This is a genomic window from Ameyamaea chiangmaiensis (assembly GCF_013376175.1).
In the GTDB taxonomy this organism is placed as follows: domain Bacteria; phylum Pseudomonadota; class Alphaproteobacteria; order Acetobacterales; family Acetobacteraceae; genus Ameyamaea; species Ameyamaea chiangmaiensis.
In genome coordinates, this window is sequence record NZ_JABXXR010000049.1 from 1 (window position 1) to 18,130 (window position 18,130).

16 protein-coding genes are annotated in these 18,130 nt (G+C 65.1%); 9 read left to right on the forward strand and 7 right to left on the reverse strand.

The features are described 5' to 3' along the window. The 4 genes from HUK82_RS08150 to HUK82_RS08165 all read left to right on the forward strand — a co-directional run. Positions 1-322 (forward strand): HdaA/DnaA family protein (locus HUK82_RS08150; protein WP_408851059.1); only part of this gene is annotated, 322 nt, incomplete at its 5' end. A 172-nt stretch (positions 323-494) separates the two neighbouring features. Further along, positions 495-2,648 carry an RNA degradosome polyphosphate kinase gene (locus tag HUK82_RS08155; protein ID WP_176613506.1) on the forward strand — a complete coding sequence of 718 codons (2,154 nt, stop codon included), beginning with the start codon at positions 495-497 and terminating at the stop codon, positions 2,646-2,648. 73 nt (positions 2,649-2,721) lie between these two features. After that, positions 2,722-4,203 (forward strand): Ppx/GppA family phosphatase, encoded by a 1,482-nt coding sequence (locus tag HUK82_RS08160; RefSeq protein ID WP_176613495.1) that lies wholly within the window; start codon positions 2,722-2,724, stop codon positions 4,201-4,203. Between the two features lie 6 nt (positions 4,204-4,209). Next, complete coding sequence (locus HUK82_RS08165) at positions 4,210-4,995, forward strand: CDP-diacylglycerol diphosphatase (protein ID WP_176613496.1); 786 nt, start codon at positions 4,210-4,212, stop codon at positions 4,993-4,995. 39 nt (positions 4,996-5,034) lie between these two features. Here HUK82_RS08165 and HUK82_RS08170 read toward each other — a convergent pair whose 3' ends face one another. From HUK82_RS08170 to HUK82_RS08190, 5 genes are all read right to left on the reverse strand, one after another. After that, positions 5,035-5,775: a M15 family metallopeptidase gene (locus HUK82_RS08170; RefSeq protein ID WP_246495044.1), complete on the reverse strand. Its 741-nt coding sequence runs from the start codon at positions 5,773-5,775 to the stop codon at positions 5,035-5,037. Further along, positions 5,772-7,211, reverse strand: a complete 1,440-nt coding sequence (locus HUK82_RS08175) for an NCS1 family nucleobase:cation symporter-1 (RefSeq protein WP_246495042.1) — start codon at positions 7,209-7,211, stop codon at positions 5,772-5,774. Before HUK82_RS08175 ends, HUK82_RS08170 begins: the two co-directional genes overlap by 4 nt. A 431-nt stretch (positions 7,212-7,642) precedes the next feature. After that, positions 7,643-8,956 (reverse strand): aspartate aminotransferase family protein, encoded by a 1,314-nt coding sequence (locus HUK82_RS08180; RefSeq protein ID WP_176613498.1) that lies wholly within the window; start codon positions 8,954-8,956, stop codon positions 7,643-7,645. Positions 8,957-9,179: 223 nt separating this feature from the next. Then, positions 9,180-10,430: a M20 family metallo-hydrolase gene (locus HUK82_RS08185; RefSeq protein WP_176613499.1), complete on the reverse strand. Its 1,251-nt coding sequence runs from the start codon at positions 10,428-10,430 to the stop codon at positions 9,180-9,182. After that, on the reverse strand, positions 10,427-11,158 hold the full coding sequence (locus HUK82_RS08190) for a TetR family transcriptional regulator C-terminal domain-containing protein (RefSeq protein ID WP_176613500.1): 732 nt from the start codon (positions 11,156-11,158) through the stop codon (positions 10,427-10,429). Before HUK82_RS08190 ends, HUK82_RS08185 begins: the two co-directional genes overlap by 4 nt. 94 nt (positions 11,159-11,252) lie before the next feature. Between HUK82_RS08190 and hydA the strand changes: the two genes are divergently transcribed. Together hydA and HUK82_RS08200 are read left to right on the forward strand one after the other, a co-directional pair. Continuing rightward, positions 11,253-12,674: a dihydropyrimidinase gene (hydA, locus tag HUK82_RS08195; protein ID WP_176613501.1), complete on the forward strand. Its 1,422-nt coding sequence runs from the start codon at positions 11,253-11,255 to the stop codon at positions 12,672-12,674. A gap of 16 nt (positions 12,675-12,690) precedes the next feature. After that, entirely contained in the window at positions 12,691-14,142 is a 1,452-nt protein-coding gene (locus HUK82_RS08200; RefSeq protein WP_373318251.1) for a SidA/IucD/PvdA family monooxygenase, read from the forward strand. Positions 14,143-14,164: 22 nt separating this feature from the next. Here the strand turns inward: HUK82_RS08200 and HUK82_RS08205 are convergent, their stop codons facing one another. Further along, positions 14,165-15,442 (reverse strand): alpha/beta fold hydrolase, encoded by a 1,278-nt coding sequence (locus HUK82_RS08205; protein WP_176613502.1) that lies wholly within the window; start codon positions 15,440-15,442, stop codon positions 14,165-14,167. A gap of 184 nt (positions 15,443-15,626) precedes the next feature. Further along, positions 15,627-16,076 carry a cupin domain-containing protein gene (locus HUK82_RS08210; RefSeq protein WP_212647826.1) on the reverse strand — a complete coding sequence of 150 codons (450 nt, stop codon included), beginning with the start codon at positions 16,074-16,076 and terminating at the stop codon, positions 15,627-15,629. A 246-nt stretch (positions 16,077-16,322) separates the two neighbouring features. Here HUK82_RS08210 and HUK82_RS08215 point away from each other — a divergent pair, with 246 nt between their 5' ends. The 3 genes from HUK82_RS08215 to HUK82_RS08225 form a co-directional block, all read left to right on the forward strand. After that, on the forward strand, positions 16,323-16,526 hold the full coding sequence (locus HUK82_RS08215) for a DUF4089 domain-containing protein (RefSeq protein ID WP_176613504.1): 204 nt from the start codon (positions 16,323-16,325) through the stop codon (positions 16,524-16,526). After that, a complete protein-coding gene (locus HUK82_RS08220; RefSeq protein WP_246495040.1) occupies positions 16,523-17,896 on the forward strand; it encodes an AtzE family amidohydrolase in 1,374 nt (457 codons plus the stop codon). The genes HUK82_RS08215 and HUK82_RS08220 overlap by 4 nt, the downstream gene beginning before the upstream one ends. Positions 17,897-17,907: 11 nt before the next feature. Further along, positions 17,908-18,130: gamma-glutamyltransferase (locus tag HUK82_RS08225; RefSeq protein ID WP_176613505.1), on the forward strand; the 223-nt coding region annotated here is incomplete at its 3' end.

Genomic DNA, 18,130 nt, shown 5'->3' on the forward strand with positions numbered 1-18,130 from the left:
CTGGCCCGTCGTGCTGCCCGATCTGCAGAGCCGTCTGCGCGCGACGGTCGCTGTCGGGCTCGGCCGGCCGGACGAGAGTTTGCTGCGGGCGCTGCTGATGCGGCATCTGGCCGAACGGCAGATCGTCGTGGCGCAGCCGGTGATGGAATGGCTGCTGCGACGGCTGCCACGCTCGCCGGACTCGGTGCGCGAGGCCGTTATGCGGCTGGATCGTGCGGGGCTGGAAGCGGGCGGCCGGATCACGCGCGCTATGGCGCAGGACGTCCTCGACTCGATGGCCGAGACGATGCCCCCGTCGGGCCCTGACGCCATTTCGCCCTAAGTCGCCCCTTACCGCGCCCTGTTCGGGGCGGTAGGATCGCGCGGCGATACAGACGAGGCGGGGAGACACGACGGTGGCACAAGCGATCCGGACCGGAACCAAGACGGGCAAGCGGCGTCCCGTGCCGCGCGGACGGACAGCCCCCATCGCACTGCGCGCGCCGCTTGACGAGATGGTGGGCGACGATGTGCTGCACGCGTCCGCGCGCTTCATCAACCGCGAGCTGTCATGGCTCGACTTCAACCAGCGCGTGGTCGAGGAGGCCGAAAACCCGCGCAATCCGCTGCTGGAGCGTCTGCGGTTCCTGGCGATCAGTGCCAGCAATCTGGACGAATTCTATTCCGTGCGCGTGGCGGGTCTGGTCGGGCAGGTACGCGAGGGGCTGATCACGACGTCTCCGGACGGGCTGACGCCCGCGCAGCAGCTGGTTGCCGTGCGGGAGCGCACCGATCGCCTGCTGACCGAGCAGCAGCGCGTCTGGAACGACCTGCGCGGCCTGCTGGCCGAAGCCGGGGTGGTGGTGTGCGATCCGCAAAGCCTGTCCGACGGCGAGCGCGCGTGGCTGGAAGAGGCGTTCATGGAGCGCGTCTTCCCCGTTCTCACGCCGCTGTCGATCGACCCGGCGCACCCGCTGCCGTTCATCCCGAACATGGGGCTTGCCCTCGCGCTGCATCTGGGGGACGTCGAATCCGGACGTTTCGTCATGAGCGCCCTGATCGTGCTGCCGGGTCAGGTGCAGCGCTTCGTGCGTCTGCCGTCCGCCGACAAGGGCGTGGCGCGCTTCGTCGCGCTCGAAGACCTGATCGTGCTGTGCATCGACCGTCTGTTTCCGGGGCTGAAGACCCTCGAAGCCGGTCTGCTGCGTGTGATTCGCGATACGGATGTCGAGTTCGAGGACGAGGCCGAGGATCTGGTGCGCTCCTACGAAACGGCGTTGAAGCGTCGTCGCCGGGGTGTTGCCATCCACCTCGACCTCGAAGCGCGCATGCCCGAAGACCTCGGGCGTGCCATCGCCGATGACATGGACGTCCCCGCCGATGAGGTCACGGTCCAGAAAGGCCTGATCGGTGTCGTGGACCTCAAGCAATTGATCGTCGACGACCGGCCGGACCTTCTGTTTCCGCCCTATACCCCGCGCTTTCCCGAACGCGTGCTCGATTTCGGTGGCGACTGTTTCGCGGCGATCCGGGCGAAGGACATCATCGTTCACCACCCGTTCGAGAGTTTCGACGTGGTGGTGCAGTTCCTGCGTCAGGCGGCGCTGGACCCGGCGGTCGTGGCGATCAAGCAGACGCTGTACCGCACGTCCCGTGACAGCCCGATCGTCAAGGCGCTGGTCGAGGCGGCCGAGGGTGGAAAGTCCGTCACCGCGATGGTCGAACTGCGCGCCCGCTTTGACGAGGAGGCCAATATTCGCCTCGCGCGTTCGCTGGAGGCCGCTGGGGTGCAGGTCGTGTTCGGATTCGCCGACCTCAAGACCCACGCCAAACTCAGCCTCGTCGTGCGGCGCGAAGGGCGGGCGCTGCGGTCCTACGCCCATTTCGGGACCGGGAATTATCACCCGATCACGGCCCGTATTTACACCGACCTGTCGTTCTTCACCTGCGATCCGCAACTGGTGCGCGATTCGGCGCGGCTGTTCAACTACATGACCGGCTATGCCATGCCGGCGAAAATGGAGGCGATCGCCTTCTCGCCGGTCACGTCGCGCACGACGCTGATGGGCCTGATCGAGGCGGAGATCGAGCACGCGAAGGCCGGGCGGCCGGCGCAGATCTGGCTGAAGATGAACTCGCTGGTCGATCCGGCCCTGATCGACGCGCTGTATGCCGCGTCGAACGCCGGGGTGAAGATCATGGGTGTCATACGCGGGATCTGCTGCCTGCGACCCGGCGTGCCGGGCCTGTCCGAGAACATCCGCATCAAGTCGATCGTTGGGCGCTTTCTGGAGCATGCGCGCATCTTCGCGTTCGGCAATGGCCATCGCATGCCGTCGCGTCACGCTAAGGTGTTCATTTCCTCGGCGGACTGGATGGCGCGCAACATGGACTGGCGTGTCGAAAGCATCGTGCCGATCACCAACCCGACGGTGCATGCCCAGGTGCTCGACCAGATCATGGCAACGGACCTGAAGGACAACATGCAGTCCTGGATCCTCGAACGTACCGGGCACTGGCGCCGCCTGACGCCGGGCGCGCGGCCGTTTTCGGCCCATGACTACTTCATGACCAACCCCTCCCTGTCGGGGCGTGGATCGGCGGCAAGCACCTCCGCCATTCGCGCGACCCCGATGCCCCATCGGCCGGACCGCATTCTCGAGGATTGATCACCCGGCAAACCATGGCTAAAGGCCCCCTCATGATGCGCACCTGTCCCTTCATCGTCCCCCGCTTCCGGCCATGAACACACTGGCCGTCCGGCGTTCGGCTGTCGTCGATCTGGGTTCGAACTCCGTTCGGCTCGTGGTGTTCGAGGGGACGTCCCGGACGCCGGTGATGATCTTCAACGAAAAGGCCGTGCTCAAGCTTGGTCGTGGTCTGACCACCACCGGGCGCCTGAACGAAGAAGGTGTCGGCATGGCCATGGAGGTCATGAGCCGCTTTCACGCCATCGCACGCGCCATGGACGCCGACCCGTTCGAGATCCTGGCGACCGCCGCCGTCCGGGATGCCAGCAATGGCCCCGAATTCGTCGAGGCGCTGCGCCACTACATGCCCGGCGTCCCGATCCGCATTCTCAGCGGCACGGAAGAGGCCGATTATTCCGCGACCGGCGTGTTGTGCAGTGTGCCTGATGCCGACGGGCTGGTTGCCGATATCGGCGGCGGATCGCTTGAACTGATCCGTATGGAGCACGGCGTCCGTCATGAGGCGATTTCGCTGCCGCTGGGCGTGATCCGTCTGAACGACCGCTCCGGCGGCGATCTGGGCGTCGCGCGAACGCTGGTGGAACAGGACCTTGCCACGGTCGGCTGGCTCAAGGCCATGGAGGGCAAGCCGCTCTATCTGGTGGGCGGGGCGTTCCGCGCGCTGGCGCGGCTCCAGATCGCGCGCGTGGCCTATCCGCTGAACATCGTCCATCTCTATACCCTGGGTCTCAAGGAGGCGCAGGAAATGACCGAATGGGTGCGCGGCGCCCCCCGCCGCACGCTGGAGCGCCTGCCCGGTGCCCCGCGCAAGCGACTGGACGACGCGCCGTTCGCCGCCACGGTGTTGCGTCGTCTGTTGCGCGTCGGCCAGCCTCCGTCGGTCGTATTTTGCGTCGATGGCCTGCGGGAAGGGTGGTATATGGACCGGGTGGCGACGGGAACTCCGGACGCCGACCCGCGCGAGAGCGTCGCGCGTGAGATGTGTGGCCGTCTTGGGCGCAGTGCCGTCCTGCCGCCCGCGCTGATCGACTGGACCGCCGGTCTGTTCCCCAACGCCGATGCCGAACGCGACCGGCTGCGTCGCGAGGCATGCTGGATGTCGGATGTCGGGTCGTACGACCATCCCGAATATCGTGCCGAGCAGACCTACCTGCGGATTCTGCGGATGCAGGGCGTCGCGTTCGGTCATACGGCCCGCGCCTTTATCGCCCTGGCGCTGGCCATCCGGTACGAGAGCGAGGCCAGTCAGAGCTGGCTCGACCCGTCGCGCCGCCTGCTGAATGAGGAACAGTTCACCGCCGCCGTGACGCTCGGGCTTGCGCTGCGTCTGGCCTACACCGTCTGCGGTGGCGCCCTGACGCTTCTGGACGGGACCTCGCTGCGGCGCGAGGCGGATCGGGTCGTGCTGCGTCTGGCATCCGGACGTCTGGCCGTGCGCGGGGAAGCGGTGCGACGGCGACTGGACCGACTGGCCCAGTCCCTCAATCTGGCTGCAGAGATCGAGGAAGGCTGACGGGATATGCGTGCGTCTGTCATCCGCCCCGTGTTCGGTGCGGCGTTTGTTGCCCTGCTGATCGGACTGCCGCGTCCGGCCAGCACCCATAATCCGGATCGCCTGTGGCAGATCGTCGACGGTCAATGCCGCGTCGCCCATGACCGGACGGGACAGCCAACCCCGTGCACCGTCTATGATGCCGATCGCGGCTACGCGGTCCTGAAAGACATTGAGGGGCGCGGCCAGTATCTGCTGATCCCCACCGCGCGCACCAGCGGCATCGAGGCCGAGCCGCTGCTGGCGGCGCATACGCCGAACTATTTCGCGCTGGCGTGGGCGCAGCGCGCCCGCGTGGGGGAGGCTTACGGCGTGATGCTGCCGGACGACGACCTGGCCCTGGCGATCAATTCAGCGCAGGGCCGGACGCAGAACCAGCTGCATATCCACCTCGACTGCATCCGCCCCGAGATCAAGACGGCGCTGTTTTTCATGCGCCGCGCGATCGGGCGCGCGTGGACACCCTTGCCGACGCCCTTGGCCGGTCATGCCTACCGAGCGATTCGGATGGACGGCACGTCGTTCGACAACGTCTGGCCGTTCCGGGTTCTGGCCGCATCCCTGCCGGACGCGGCACACGATATGGGCCGACATACGCTTGTCGTGGTGCCGGAGAACTTTCCCGAAGGCCGCGGATTCGTCGTGCTCGACGACGTGGTCGACCCGCTGCACCACGACTTCGCGTCGGGCGAGGAACTGCAGGACCACGACTGTCGCATTATTCCCATGGACCTGCGCGTCCGAACGCGCTGACGGCCGCCGTCGCCCCGGAGCGGACAGAGCAGACGGGGGTTATTCCAGATCCTCGAAGCGCGTGTTCATGATCGGGTAGTGCGACCAGTCGGCATGGTCGAAATGCCACCATTCCTCGGGCAGGACGGCAAAGTTCTCGGCTTCCATGGCGGTACGCAGGATATGGCGCAGGCGTCGTTCCGCGTCCGTGCCGCCGGGATAATCGGCATAGGCACGCTTCGTCATCTCATCGTAGCCGCTGGGCATCCGAAGGGTGGCCCCGGTTTCCAGATCGCACAGCCCGAGATCGACCGCGCAGCCGCGATTATGGCGTGAGCCTTCGACGGGGTTGCCGACGAACATGTGCTTGTCGACCGGTGTCGCCTCCCAGAACAGTTTGGTGACGTACCAGGGGCGATAGCCGTCGTACACCACAAGCCCATAGCCCTGAGGTGCAAGGCGCGCCTGCACGCGGGCCAGGGCCTCGGCCGCGGGGCGTTGCAGGAACGCGCGCGCCTGTGTGTAGAGCGGTACGCCGAGAAAATTGTTGCTGGTGGCGTATCGGATATCCAGCCGCAGGGCCGGTACGACGTGCACCAGTTCGACCAGATCGCTCGTCCGGAAGGGTCCGGCCTCGTGCGGCGGGGTGGCGGACAGGGCGGCCTGGCGCAGTGTCGCGATGTCGCCGGTCGGCTGGATGCGAAAGGCGGTGGTATGAAAATCCTGGGCCATGGTCGTCCCGCAGGCAAGGGTCGGAAGCAGTTGGGCGACAGCGCCCAGCGCGGTGCGCCGTGAGATCATGACGTCACCTGTGTCGCATGACGGGCGGTCCTTGGCCGGACGAGCGCCAGATACGCAAGGCCGCCGACGGCGACGCCGACGAACCATGCGACACTCGAGAGCCACGCAATCGACGGCACGAACTGGCCGAGACTGGCGGCGAGCCCTCCGGCCACGAACGCCACGATGCCGGGACGATGCCAGCCGTCGGTGCCGTCGTACACATCGCCGTGGCGATAGAGGGCGTCGACCGTCAGGCGCTGTCGCCGCACGACGAAGTAATCCGCGATCATGATCCCGGTGACGGGGCCGAGCAGGCCGCCGATGATGTCCAGTACGCGAAAGATACCCTCGGCCTCGTTGAACCAGAGCCACGGCATGAACAGGATGCCGATGACCAGCACCAGACGGCTTGCGCGGCGAAAGTCGAGGCGTCGGGGCATCAGGTTCATGAGGTCGTAGCAGGCCGGCATGATGTTCGCGACGACGTTGACCGACAGGGTCGCCAGAATCAGCGTCGCGCCGCCGAACAGCATGATCGCCGGCTTGTGCAGCAGCAGAAGCAGTGTGATCGGGTTCCAGACGGGATGCCCGAACATGACGATGCTGGCGGAGGTCACGATGATGGCCATCGGCGTGAACACGATGGCGGTCAGGGGCAGGCCGATCGCCTGTCCGACGATCTGATCGCGCTCGGAGCGGACAAATCGCGACAGGTCGGGGATGTTGACCGCGAAGGTCGCCCACATGCCGATCATGCCCGTGACGCCGGTGGTGAAGGCGGCCACGAAGGCGGTCCCGTGTAGCGTGGCCGGTGTTGCGAAAAGCGGGCCCAGACCATGCCCGACGCGGATCGCCCAGACCGTGGCGGCCAGACCGATCAGAATGACCAGCGGCCCGGCGACCAGTTCGAAGTTGCGGATCCGGTGTACGCCATGGTTGGCGATCCAGGCGTGCAGAAGCCAGATGGCAACCATGGACAGGGCCATGTGAACCGGCAGGCCGCCGATGCGCAGTCCCAGCGAAGCCCAGCCCGGGCTGAGCGTGCACAGGATGGCGTCCATGGCCTGCGCGGCGGTATAGGCCTGAACGGCGAACCAGAAAATGGCGCAGAAGCCGCGCAGGATGACGGGAACCTGCGCGCCGCGAGGGCCGAAGGCGGAACGGATCAGCACGCAGAACGGTATGCCGTAGCGGGTGCCCCCACGCGCGTTATACGCCATGGTCACGAACAGGATGGCATAGGCCACGCCGACGACTTCCAGACAGTTCCAGGCCGACAGGCCGAGCGCCATCAGTCCAGCGGCCCCCTCATAGACCACGACATTATGCACCATGCCCATCCAGACCGTGGCCATGTTCACCCATGTCCAGTCGCGCCGCGCCAGGGGGATCGGGGCCAGATCGTCGTTGCACAGGTCGGGGGCGTAGGGCGGGTGGAGTGTGTCCGGTGTCATCAGCATGGCTCCGCGAGAACGCCGGGGGGCGAACGTGTTCGATGGCGCAATTATGTCGATTGCGGACCAGGAGACCAGAGGGATGTTCATGGCCGTGCAAGGCAGGGCGATGACCCGGACATGGTGTCGCCCGCATCGACACGGTCCCATGCGCCCGGCAGGCAGGTTCTGATCAGGACGTGAACACGACGCGGCGATGCGGCCGATGGCAGCGCGCGATCACCGTGGCCGGCGACGGTCGATCAGGCGGCCGGCCTATCCGGTTGATCGCCCGTGGCGCCGCCGACACACCCGGGTCATGTGAGGATCGGATGATGTCCGCCCGGCCGTATGATGCGATCCGTCTCGGCGGTAACGTCGCCCGGACCCACCATCGGACCAGTCCCGACGATCTCGGGGCGGTCGATAGGGTGGGCCGGACGGTGGTCCGCTTACTCGGTATCGCGCAGGACGGCGCCGAGTTTGCCGAAAAGTTCGTCGATCTGCGCCTTGTTGATAATCAGCGGCGGCGAGATGGCCAGCGTGTCGCCGGTCACGCGCAGCAGCAACCCATCGCGGAAGGCGCGGTCGAAGACTTCATAGCCGCGCGTGCCCGGAGCACCGGTGCGGGCCTCGAGTTCGACAGCACCCACCAGACCGATATTGCGGATATCGATCACATGCGGGAGGCCGCGGAGCGAATGAACCGCGTCCTCGAAATAAGGTGCGAGTTCTTCGGCCCGCTCGAACAGGCCTTCTTCGGCATACGTGTCGAGTGTCGCGATCGACGCGGCGCAGGCAACAGGGTGACCGGAATAGGTGTAACCATGCGGGAATTCGATCCCGGCCTCAGGCCCCTGCATGAACGTTTCGAACACATGGTCACGCGCGATCGCAGCGCCCATGGGAATCGTGCCGTTGGTGATACCCTTCGCGCAGGTGATGATATCCGGCGTTACACCGAACTTTTCGGCAGCGAATGCCGTGCCGCCCATACGACCAAACCCCGTGATGACCTCATCAAAGATCAAAAGGATTCCATATTTGTCGCAGATCTCGCGCAAGCGCTTGAGGTAGCCGACCGGAGGCGGCAGGACACCTGTCGAGCCGGCCATCGGCTCGACGATGACCGACGCGATGGTCGACGGATCGTGCAGCGCCACGATGCGCTCCAGAGCGTCGGCCAGTTCCTCGCCATGCGTCGGCAGACCGCGTGAGAAAGCATTGCGCGCCGGGTCGTGCGTATGCGGCAGGTGATCGACGCCGCCCAGCATCGTGCCGTAAAGTTTACGATTTCCGGAGATACCGCCAACGGAAATACCGCCAAAGCCCACCCCGTGATAGCCACGTTCGCGCCCGATGAAGCGCGTGCGCGCGGCGTCACCACGAATACGGTGATAGGCGATGGCCATCTTCAGCGCCGTATCGGCAGCCTCGGACCCCGAGTTGCAGAAAAACACATGGTTCAGGTCGGCCGGTGCCAGTTTGGCGATACGGTCGGCTGCTTCGAAGGCCAACGGATGACCCATCTGGAAGGTCGGCGCGAAATCGAGTGTCGCGATTGCTTTCTGGACTGCTTCGGTAATTTTCGGGCGGTTATGTCCAGCGTTGACGCACCACAGCCCGGCGCAGCCGTCGAGCACCTGCGTGCCGTCTTCGGCCGTGTAATGCATGTCCTTGGCCGCGACCAGCATGCGGGGGGTCTTGCGGAACTGCCTGTTTGCCGTGAACGGCATCCAGAACGCGTCATGATTGGTCGGCGGCATCTCGTTATCCTTGGTGCGTCGTCAGCGATCATCCCGATAATGGGCGATCGGTTCGGAACCGAACCATGCCACGGCAGTGTTGGCGGCAAAAGTGTCCCGTCAGCCGCCTGCCGCGCCAGGGGCGAGGAGAAAATGGCGGTTTCCCGCCACCGGGAAAGCCGCGGTCTCCGGCCGGACTGACGATAATCTGCCGCGGGCAGTCCACTCCCGCGCCGCCCTGTCCCTAGCCTGCCAGACGTGCATCGGTCGCGAGCACGGCGCGCAGCAGAACGTTCGCGCCCGCCGCTATGTCGGCTTCGGTGGCGCTTTCCTCCTCATTGTGGGACAGGCCGCCAGCGCACGGGACGAAGATCATGGCCGTCGGGGTGATTTTCGCCATATAAGCGGCGTCGTGGCCCGCGCCCGACACGATCTCGCGTGCCGGATAGCCGAACGATTCGGCGGCCTGTCGCACCGCCTCGACGCAGGCCGGGTCGAAGTGCACGGCCGGGGAATCCCAGGTGCGGGCCCAGTCCACCGTGACAGGCGCGTCGGCACACAAGGCTTCGAGCCGCGTGCGGAAATCGGCCTCCATCGCGTCCAGGACCGTGTCGTCGGGATGGCGGAATTCCAGGGTCAGGAACACCTCCCCAGGCACCACGTTGCGGCTGTTGGGGCGGTTTTCGACGAGACCGACGGTACCCAGACCGTCGGGCGCATGCGCCAGTGCCACCTCGTTCACGGCAATGATGATCTGTGCGGCGACCAGAAGGGCGTCGGCGCGCATCGGCATGGGCGTCGTGCCGGCGTGCGAGTCGCGGCCGGTGATTGTCGCTTCATACCAGCGCATGCCCTGCACGCCGGTGACGATACCGATCGTCTTGTCCTCCGCTTCGAGGATCGGGCCCTGTTCGATGTGCAGTTCGAAATACGCACTCGTGGGGTGCTGTCCGCACATCTCCTCGCCACGATACCCGATGGCGTCGAGTGCGTCGCCAAAGCGCACGCCGTCGCGGTCGGTCTTCGCCATGGCCTCGGCCTCGGTGAAAACACCCGCGAACACACCCGAACTCAGCATCGCGGGGGCGAAGCGCGAGCCCTCCTCGTTCGTCCAGTTGATGATCTCGATCGGGTGGCGTGTGCTGTGGCCGCTTTCCCGCAGGGCCCGCAGGACGGCAATGCCGCCCAGAACCCCGATGATTCCGTCGAACTTTCCGCCGGTGGGCTGGGTGTCGAGGTGACTACCGATCGTGATCGGCGGCAGGCTGTCGTCCGTGCCGGGCAACCGTGCGAACTGGTTGCCCATCGAGTCATGATGGACGGAGCAGCCGAGGGCCGTGGTCGTGGCCACGAACCAGTCGCGCACCTGCCGGTCTTCCCCGGTCAGGGTCAGGCGCCGCACGCCACCCTTGGGTGTGCCGCCGAAACGCGCGGTTTCGATGATGTCGTTCCACAGGGCGCGACCGTCGATGGCGACGTTCCCGGCTAGTGTCATGATGATCTCTCCGTCAGATGCGGCGCAGGGTCGGCGCGCCGCCTGGGCTTTGGGGTTGGGACGTGGACGACGCCGTCGGGAAGCGCCACCGACGGCGCGGTGGTGCAACTGTCGAGGACCAGCGTGAGGATCGTCCGGATGGATGTGTCGTGGTCCTGATTGGTCAGGCTGCGGCGGCCCAGAACCGCGCCCATCTGGGCAGACATGTCCGCGTAGGTCTGGGTCATGCCCCACAGCGCGAACATCAGATGGTTCGAATCGACGTCCGGCCGCATCTCGCCACGCTGTTTCCACACGTCGAACGTCGTGCCCAGACCCTGGACGTGGGTTCGCAGCGTGGTCGACAGATAAGGGTAGACGTTCGGCGCGCCTTGCAGGACCTCATAGGCGAACAGGCGTGACGCGTCGGGCCGCTTGCGCGAGAACGCCATCTTGGCGCGGATATAGCCTTCGAACCCCGCGCGGGCCGTATTGTCGGGCTGCAGCCACATGTCGGCGTCGTGCAGCCACTCGGACAGGATATGTTCGAGCACCGCGCGATAGAGGTCCTCCTTGGTGCCGAAATAGTAATGGATATTGGCTTTCGGCAGCCCGGCCTCGCGCGCGATGTCCATCATGCTGGCGCCATGAAAGCCATGGCGGCCGAAGACATGTTCGGCGGCGGCGAGGATCTGGCGTGTGTTGGCGCGCCGGGGCACGCCGACGCGGGAGGCGGGGTCGGACTTCATCCCTCTATCGTTCCGTTTGTCTTGCCGGATGACAAGAGGGCACTCACGCTCGTAACGTAGTGTCTGGTCTGAAGACGACGAAAAGGGCGATGCGATGCTTCTGGTGCGTGGGGGAACGGTGGTGACGGCGGAGACGACGGGTCGTGCCGACGTTCTGTGCGGCGCCGATGGTCGCATCGCGGCGGTCGGCCTCGACCTCGAGGCACCGGTCGGATGCGCCGTTCTCGACGCGGGTGGACTGCTGGTCATGCCCGGCGGGATCGATCCGCATACCCACATGGAGATGCCGTTCATGGGAACGGTGTCGTCGGACGATTTCTACACCGGCACCGCCGCGGGCCTTGCCGGGGGCACCACGATGGTGATCGACTTCGTCATCCCCGAGCGCGGCGCGTCGATCCTCAAGGCCTGGAAGCACTGGCGCGAGAAGGCGCAGAAGGCCGCGTCCGATTATGGGCTGCATGTGGCGATCACGCACTGGGACGACACGGTGCACGCCGAGATGGGAATTCTGACGCGCGACTGCGGCGTGAATTCCTTCAAGCACTTCATGGCCTATAAGGGCGCGCTGATGGTCGATGACGGCGTCCTGCTGCGTTCGATCTCGCGCGCGCTCGAACTCGGGGCGTTGTGCAATGTCCATGCCGAGAACGGCGACGCGGTGGCCTATCTTCAGGCGGACCTGCTGCGCAAGGGCGTCACGGGTGCGAAGGGGCACCCGCTGTCCCGCCCGCCGGAGGTCGAGGGCGAAGCGGCGCAGCGCGTCATTGCCATCGCCGGCTTGCTGGGTGCTCCGCTGTATATCGTGCACGTCTCGACCGAGGAGGCCACGCGTGCCATCACTGAGGCCCGCGCGCGCGGGCAGCGCGTGTATGGCGAGGTGCTGGCCCAGCATCTGGTGATCGACGACAGCGTGTACGATGACCCCGACCCGTTGCGCGCCGCGCAGTACGTCATGAGCCCGCCTTTCCGGCCTAGGCACCACCAGAAGGCGTTGTGGGCGGGGCTGGCGTCCGGGCAGTTGCAGACGACGGCGACGGACCATTGCTGTTTCTGCGCCCCGCAGAAAAGCGCGGGACAGGACGATTTCACACGCATACCCAACGGCACACCGGGCATTGAAGACCGGATGAGCGTTCTGTGGCATCACGGCGTGCGGACGGGGCGGCTGACGATGCAGGAATTTGTCGCGGTGACGTCGACGAATACGGCCAAAATCTTCAACATCCATCCGCGCAAGGGCAGCGTGTCGGTCGGCGCCGATGCTGACCTCGTCTTGTGGGATCCCGACGCAAGCCGCACGATTTCGGCCAGAACGCACCACCAGAACGTCGACTACAACGTCTTCGAGGGCATGGAGGTGACCGGCGTCGCGCGTCATACGATCAGCGGCGGCCGGCATGTCTGGGCGGATGGTGATCTGCGCGCCGTCCGGGGCGAGGGACGCTATGTCGAGCGGCCGTGCTTCTCGCCGGACATGACAGCCGAGCTTCGGCGCGCATGGGTCGGTGTCTGATCCGGATGCCGTGCCGGTGAGCGACCTTCCGTCCCCCGGCGCTGCGCTTGCCACGCTCGAGGCCCGTGTGCGGCGCGACCTGTCGCTGATCGATTACCCTTCACGCGCATGGACGCGCCCGGTGTCACGGGGGGACGAGTCCGTGCTGGACGTGGCGATCATCGGGGCGGGACAGGGCGGCCTTGCGACGGCGTTCGCGCTGTCGCGTCTGAAGATCGACAATGTGCGCGTTTTCGACCGTGCGCCCCAGGGAGGGGAGGGGCCGTGGACGACGTTCGCCCGTATGCTGACGCTGCGGACCCCCAAACACGTGACCGGGCCCGATGGCGGCGTGCCGAGCCTGACGCCACGGTCGTGGTACGAAGCGCGTTATGGCGCCGAGGCATGGGCGGCGCTGGACAAGATCTCGCGGCAGGACTGGCAGGCCTATCTTGACTGGTTTCGGCAGGTGCTGGCGCTGCCGGTGCAGAACGACCGGACGCTGACGGGGATTGAGCCAGACAATGGACTTCTGAAGCTGGGCTTTTCGGATACGGACGGTCGGCGGTCGAGCTGCCTTGCGCGCAAGGTCGTGCTGGCGACCGGCATCGACGGCGGCGGCCAATGGTATGTGCCGCCATCGATCCGCGCGGCGATCCCGCGCGAGCGTTACAGGCACACGTCCCAGGCGCAATCGCTGGATTTCGCCACCTTGCGCGGAAAGCGCGTCGGCGTTCTGGGTGCGGGCGCGTCCGCGTTCGACAATGCCGCCACCGCCCTTGAAGCAGGGGCGGCGTCCGTTGCGCTGTGCGTCCGCCGAGGCGACATTCCGCGCGTCAATCCGTATCGCTGGATGGAAAATACCGGATTTCTCGGACATTTCGCGTCGTTGCCCGATCTCCAGAAATGGCGGTTCATGACGCGGATCTACGACCTTAACCAGCCGCCGCCGCAGGAGACGTTCTGGCGTTGCCGACGTTTCGAACAGTTTTCCGTTCACACGGGATGTCCATGGCATGACACACGCATGGTGGGCGATGACATTGTGGTCCGAACGCCCAAGGGCGACATGGTCTTCGATTTTCTGATTGTCGGCACGGGATTTGCCACCGATCTGGCGCTCCGGCCGGAGACGGCCGCTCTCGCGGGCCGGGTCGCGCTGTGGCGCGATCGTTTTTCACCGCCTGTGGGTGAGGAGCACGTGTTGCTCGGTGCGCATCCCTATCTGGGGGAGGGGTTCGAATTCCTGCCCCGGGAGCCAGGCAATGAACACGAGTCCTACCTTCGCGACATTCATAATTTCACGTTTTCGGCCATGCCCAGCATGGGGCTGTCCGGTGCGTCGATCAGCGGCATGCGCTTTGGTGTCGACCGGCTGGCACGCACGATAGCGCGCGATCTGTTCGTGCGCGACGGCGACTGGCATCTTCGGTCCTTGCTGGATTACTCGTCGGTAGAACTTTTCAGTCTCGACCGACCGCCAGTGTGACGCGGTTTCTGTCGGATTTTGTTCAGCCGCCCCGCGACTTCCGACCGAAACCGAAGAATTTTCGTTTGGGAGCGGCTACGGGCGCGGCCTTGACGAAATATTCGGACGTGGCCACCGCCGCAATGCGTTGGGCGAAGTCGAAAGCGCCGAGGAAATGATCCAGCGTGTGCGTTGAGACGGGAATTTTATAGAGCGCTTCGGATTCCCTTGGTTCCAAGAGCGTCGCGCGCGCCTTGACCAGCGCTGTTTCGATCAACGTTGGGTCGACTGCATGAACGGCGCCATCGTAAAATTCCGGCGTGTTCAGTGCCGTGTCTGTGGTACGGAACAGGATCGGAAATGAGGTTCCGCTGCCGAACGGGTCATGTGTGTAGGCTGCCCTGCGCGTTTCGGGGACAAGGGACAATATGCCTCCGTCTTCGTTAAGCAGAAACACATGTTCAGGTTCGAGCGAGCCGTTGTCCGGGATGTCGAAGACGGACGAGAAAAAGTCCGGATTCCGTCCGTTCCGGAGGTCAATCAGGAAGATTTGCTCGTCGACCCGGATTTGCGATGCCCGGTTCTGGGTACGGGCCCGGTACCACCGCAGGATGCGTAAGGTGAGATCATCCCTGTAATGCGTGTCGATCGGGCGACCGTCATGTTCCTTGATGAACCCTGTGATGACGTGATCGGCTTCGAGTGCGCTGAGTGAGAAATGCGTCACCCCGGGCAGCGCGACTTTGAAGTACGGAATGGCGTGATTTCTCAGCATCTCGCTCAGCCGCTGGTCTTCCAGATTGTCCGTGTCGAAGATGATCATCGTCGGCGGAAGCGAGTATTTATCGATGTTCGCGAGTTTGACCTGAGGGATGTAGTCGGGTTCGATGCGCCAGAACTTCAGGTAATGATCAAGATGGTAACGCTCACCTTCTACCCTGAGTTGAAGTTCGTCGGGGTCGAGCGTGAGATAGGGGGAGCACGCGATGACAAGCTTGGGGTTAACCCTGTAGCCCTCCGCCAGTGCGGAATAACCACCCATGGACTGTGTCACGATCACGACCTGCTGGCCTGCGCGGGCCGTCGTGGAGCCCAGCGCATCCAGTGCGCCGCGCATGTCGTCGTTAATGAAGAAATCTCGCCTTCGGCTAGTGAAACCGACAAAGTTTATGCCCAGAGACGGCAAGTTTTCGTGGAGCAGAAAGTATTCGTGTGATTTGTCTTCGTGGTTGATACCACTAATCGTGACGATCGTCGTCGCGCTGTTCTGTTCCTCTGAAGTATGAACAGATACTTTATCAAGGTTGCAGACCGTCGTCACTGGTGCCTCACATGCTCCGCATGCTCGGCACGGCGAGACATGCTGGGGCGGATATGGCATCAATTATGTCAGACGGTCAATAACGTTTTCTTAACGATCGCATCGAAATGCAGGTATGATAAAATACTTTACATGAAAATGACCGAACGGTCGTTAATTTATTACTGAATAGTCATTCGGTCATTCAATACTCCGTTTTCTCACCCTTTAGAGGCACAGAGGTCGGCGCCCCAGCGGTTCCGGCATAGGTCAGGATCACTACGGTTTCCTGGTCGCCCGAGACACCGCGGTGAGGATCGTTCACGCTTTCTGCGAACGCCTCGCCGGTGTGAAAGGTCTGCTGCTTGCCCGTCGCCTTGTCCTCGATGGTCAACTGGCCGGCAAGAACGTATCCGGCGTTCGGAAACGGGTGAATGTGCCATGGAAGCGCTGTGTGGGGCGGGATCGTAAGTTTGAGAACGGTCAATTGAGGCGCGCTGACCGGATAATGCTGGTATGCGGTGCCGTTCCACGCGTGATCACTTTTCAGCACGACATCGGCATGACCGGACTGCGTCTGTGGCGTGGACGGGGCTGCCCAGGCAGCGATCGGGGCGCCGATAACCAGTGTGCCGGCGAATAATACTGTGCGCATCATAAGGGTCGTGTCCTTGTGTTGGGGGCAGCTTCGGACGCGCACAAACGTGCCCGACGTCCTTGCCGGCGACGGAATCAAGACGCACCAGCAGCCCTGCTGGTTTCAGTGGGGGCGTGCCGGCTGCCCTGTCGGGAGCCTCTAGGCAAGGGTATGATCAGTGCTACCATCACTCGCATACGGGTGAATGCGCACGGGTGCCGAGAGCCGATGATGGGCTGAGGCCGGGATTGGGGAGGAAAAGCCATGACGACGCACGACGAATCCGGAGCCTTGCGTGATCCCGTTTTTGCGATCGAGGCGATCGCCGCCAGCATCGGGTTGACCATTCCGCCGGAGTGCCTGCCCGGTGTGCTGGCCAATACGAGGATCCTGACGCGCTATGCCGACCTTGTCGAAGGCGCGTCCCTCGACGATACGGTCGCGCCGGCCTTCGGATATGCGCCATGAGTGCAACGCCGATCACAACACCGATGAGTGCGACCGAGATCGCGTCGAAGGTCCGCGCGGGCGAGCTTAATCCCACCGCCGTGATTGGCGGTGCGATCGCCCTGATCGAGGGAGCGGACACGCGCTATAACAGCGTGACCCGCGTTCTCGGTCCCCGGGCGATCGGCGAGGCTGAGGCGCTGGGGCGCCGTCTACGCGCGGGTGAGGATGTCGGGCCGCTGGCGGGCGTGCCGTTCGGTGTGAAAGACCTGTTCGACATGGCCGGTGAGGTGACGACCGCCGGGTCCATCGTGCTGAACGAAAACCCGCCCGCCGATGCCGACGCGTCCGTGGTCCGGCGCCTCTGCGCGGCCGGGGCCATCCCTGTCGCGACGCTCAATATGGATGAGTTCGCCTACGGCTTTGCGACCGAAAACGCGCACTACGGCGTGACACGGAACCCCCACGACGTGGACCGGCTGGTCGGCGGTTCGTCCGGCGGTTCGGCGGCGGCGGTCGCGGCCGGTCTGCTGCCCGTGACGCTTGGGTCGGACACGAATGGCTCGATCCGCGTGCCCGCGTCCCTGTGTGGTGTCTGGGGGCTCCGTCCGACGCAGGGGCTGCTGCCGCTGGAGGGTGTCTTTCCCCTGTCGGCCAGTCTGGATGTGGTCGGGCCGTTCACGGCATCGCTCGATGACCTGCAACTCGTGTTCGAGGTGCTCGCCGATCGGGCGGTCGGCACGCCGCCCGATGTCGAGGGGCTTCGCATCGCCCAGCTTGGCGGCTGGTTTGCGCGCAATATGGCGCCCGAGATGGAACAGGGGGTGACGCGCGTTCTGGCGCACCTCCGCGCGGCCGATGTGGTCGAACTGCCCAATGTCGAGCGTGCGCGGGCGGCCGCTTTCATCATCACGGCGGCCGAGGGCGGGAACCTGCATCTGCCGCGTTTGCGCGCGAGGGCGGCGGCCTATGATCCGGCGACGCGCGATCGCCTGATGGCCGGGGCGCTGATGCCCGCGACCCGTATCCTGCAGGCGCAGCGTTTCCGAACATGGTTCCGGGCGCAGGCGCACGCGCTGTTCGAACGTTATGACGTTCTCGTCGCGCCGGCCGTGCCGGGCGTGGCCCCGCGCCGCGACCAACCGGTCATCGTCGTCGATGGGGCGGAGGTTCCGGCCCGTGCGAATCTGGGGCTCTACACCCAGCCGCTCAGCTTCGTCGGCATGCCGATCCTGACCGCGCCGCTGACGGTCGAGGGTCTGCCACTGGGCGTGCAGCTGATCGCGGCGCCCGGACGCGAAGACAGGCTGTTCGCCGTCGCGCGTTCGCTGGAGTCCGCCGGCATTGCGGGGTGCACGCTGGTACCTCCGCAGGGTCGGCCGGGGCTGTAGGGGGCGCCGCCGTGCTGAACACCCCGCGTGCTCTGCGAGGGATGGTGACATCGCCGCATCATCTGGCCAGTCAGGCGGGGTTGTCGGTGCTTCAGGACGGCGGCACAGCGCTGGAGGCTGCGGTCGCGACGGCCGCGGCGCTGGCCTCGGTCTATCCGCATATGACCGGCATTGGGGGCGATGGCTTCTGGCTGGTCCTGTGGCCGGACGGTCGGAGCGAGGTCATCGACGCCT

Coding starts and splice junctions, on each gene's coding strand:
- HUK82_RS08155 (WP_176613506.1), top strand. CDS start 495: ATGGTGGGCGACGATGTGCTGCACGCGTCCGCGCGCTTCATCAACCGC.
- HUK82_RS08160 (WP_176613495.1), top strand. CDS start 2,722: ATGAACACACTGGCCGTCCGGCGTTCGGCTGTCGTCGATCTGGGTTCG.
- HUK82_RS08165 (WP_176613496.1), top strand. CDS start 4,210: ATGCGTGCGTCTGTCATCCGCCCCGTGTTCGGTGCGGCGTTTGTTGCC.
- HUK82_RS08170 (WP_246495044.1), bottom strand. CDS start 5,775: ATGATCTCACGGCGCACCGCGCTGGGCGCTGTCGCCCAACTGCTTCCG.
- HUK82_RS08175 (WP_246495042.1), bottom strand. CDS start 7,211: ATGACACCGGACACACTCCACCCGCCCTACGCCCCCGACCTGTGCAAC.
- HUK82_RS08180 (WP_176613498.1), bottom strand. CDS start 8,956: ATGCCGCCGACCAATCATGACGCGTTCTGGATGCCGTTCACGGCAAAC.
- HUK82_RS08185 (WP_176613499.1), bottom strand. CDS start 10,430: ATGACACTAGCCGGGAACGTCGCCATCGACGGTCGCGCCCTGTGGAAC.
- HUK82_RS08190 (WP_176613500.1), bottom strand. CDS start 11,158: ATGAAGTCCGACCCCGCCTCCCGCGTCGGCGTGCCCCGGCGCGCCAAC.
- hydA (WP_176613501.1), top strand. CDS start 11,253: ATGCTTCTGGTGCGTGGGGGAACGGTGGTGACGGCGGAGACGACGGGT.
- HUK82_RS08210 (WP_212647826.1), bottom strand. CDS start 16,076: ATGCGCACAGTATTATTCGCCGGCACACTGGTTATCGGCGCCCCGATC.
- HUK82_RS08215 (WP_176613504.1), top strand. CDS start 16,323: ATGACGACGCACGACGAATCCGGAGCCTTGCGTGATCCCGTTTTTGCG.
- HUK82_RS08220 (WP_246495040.1), top strand. CDS start 16,523: ATGAGTGCAACGCCGATCACAACACCGATGAGTGCGACCGAGATCGCG.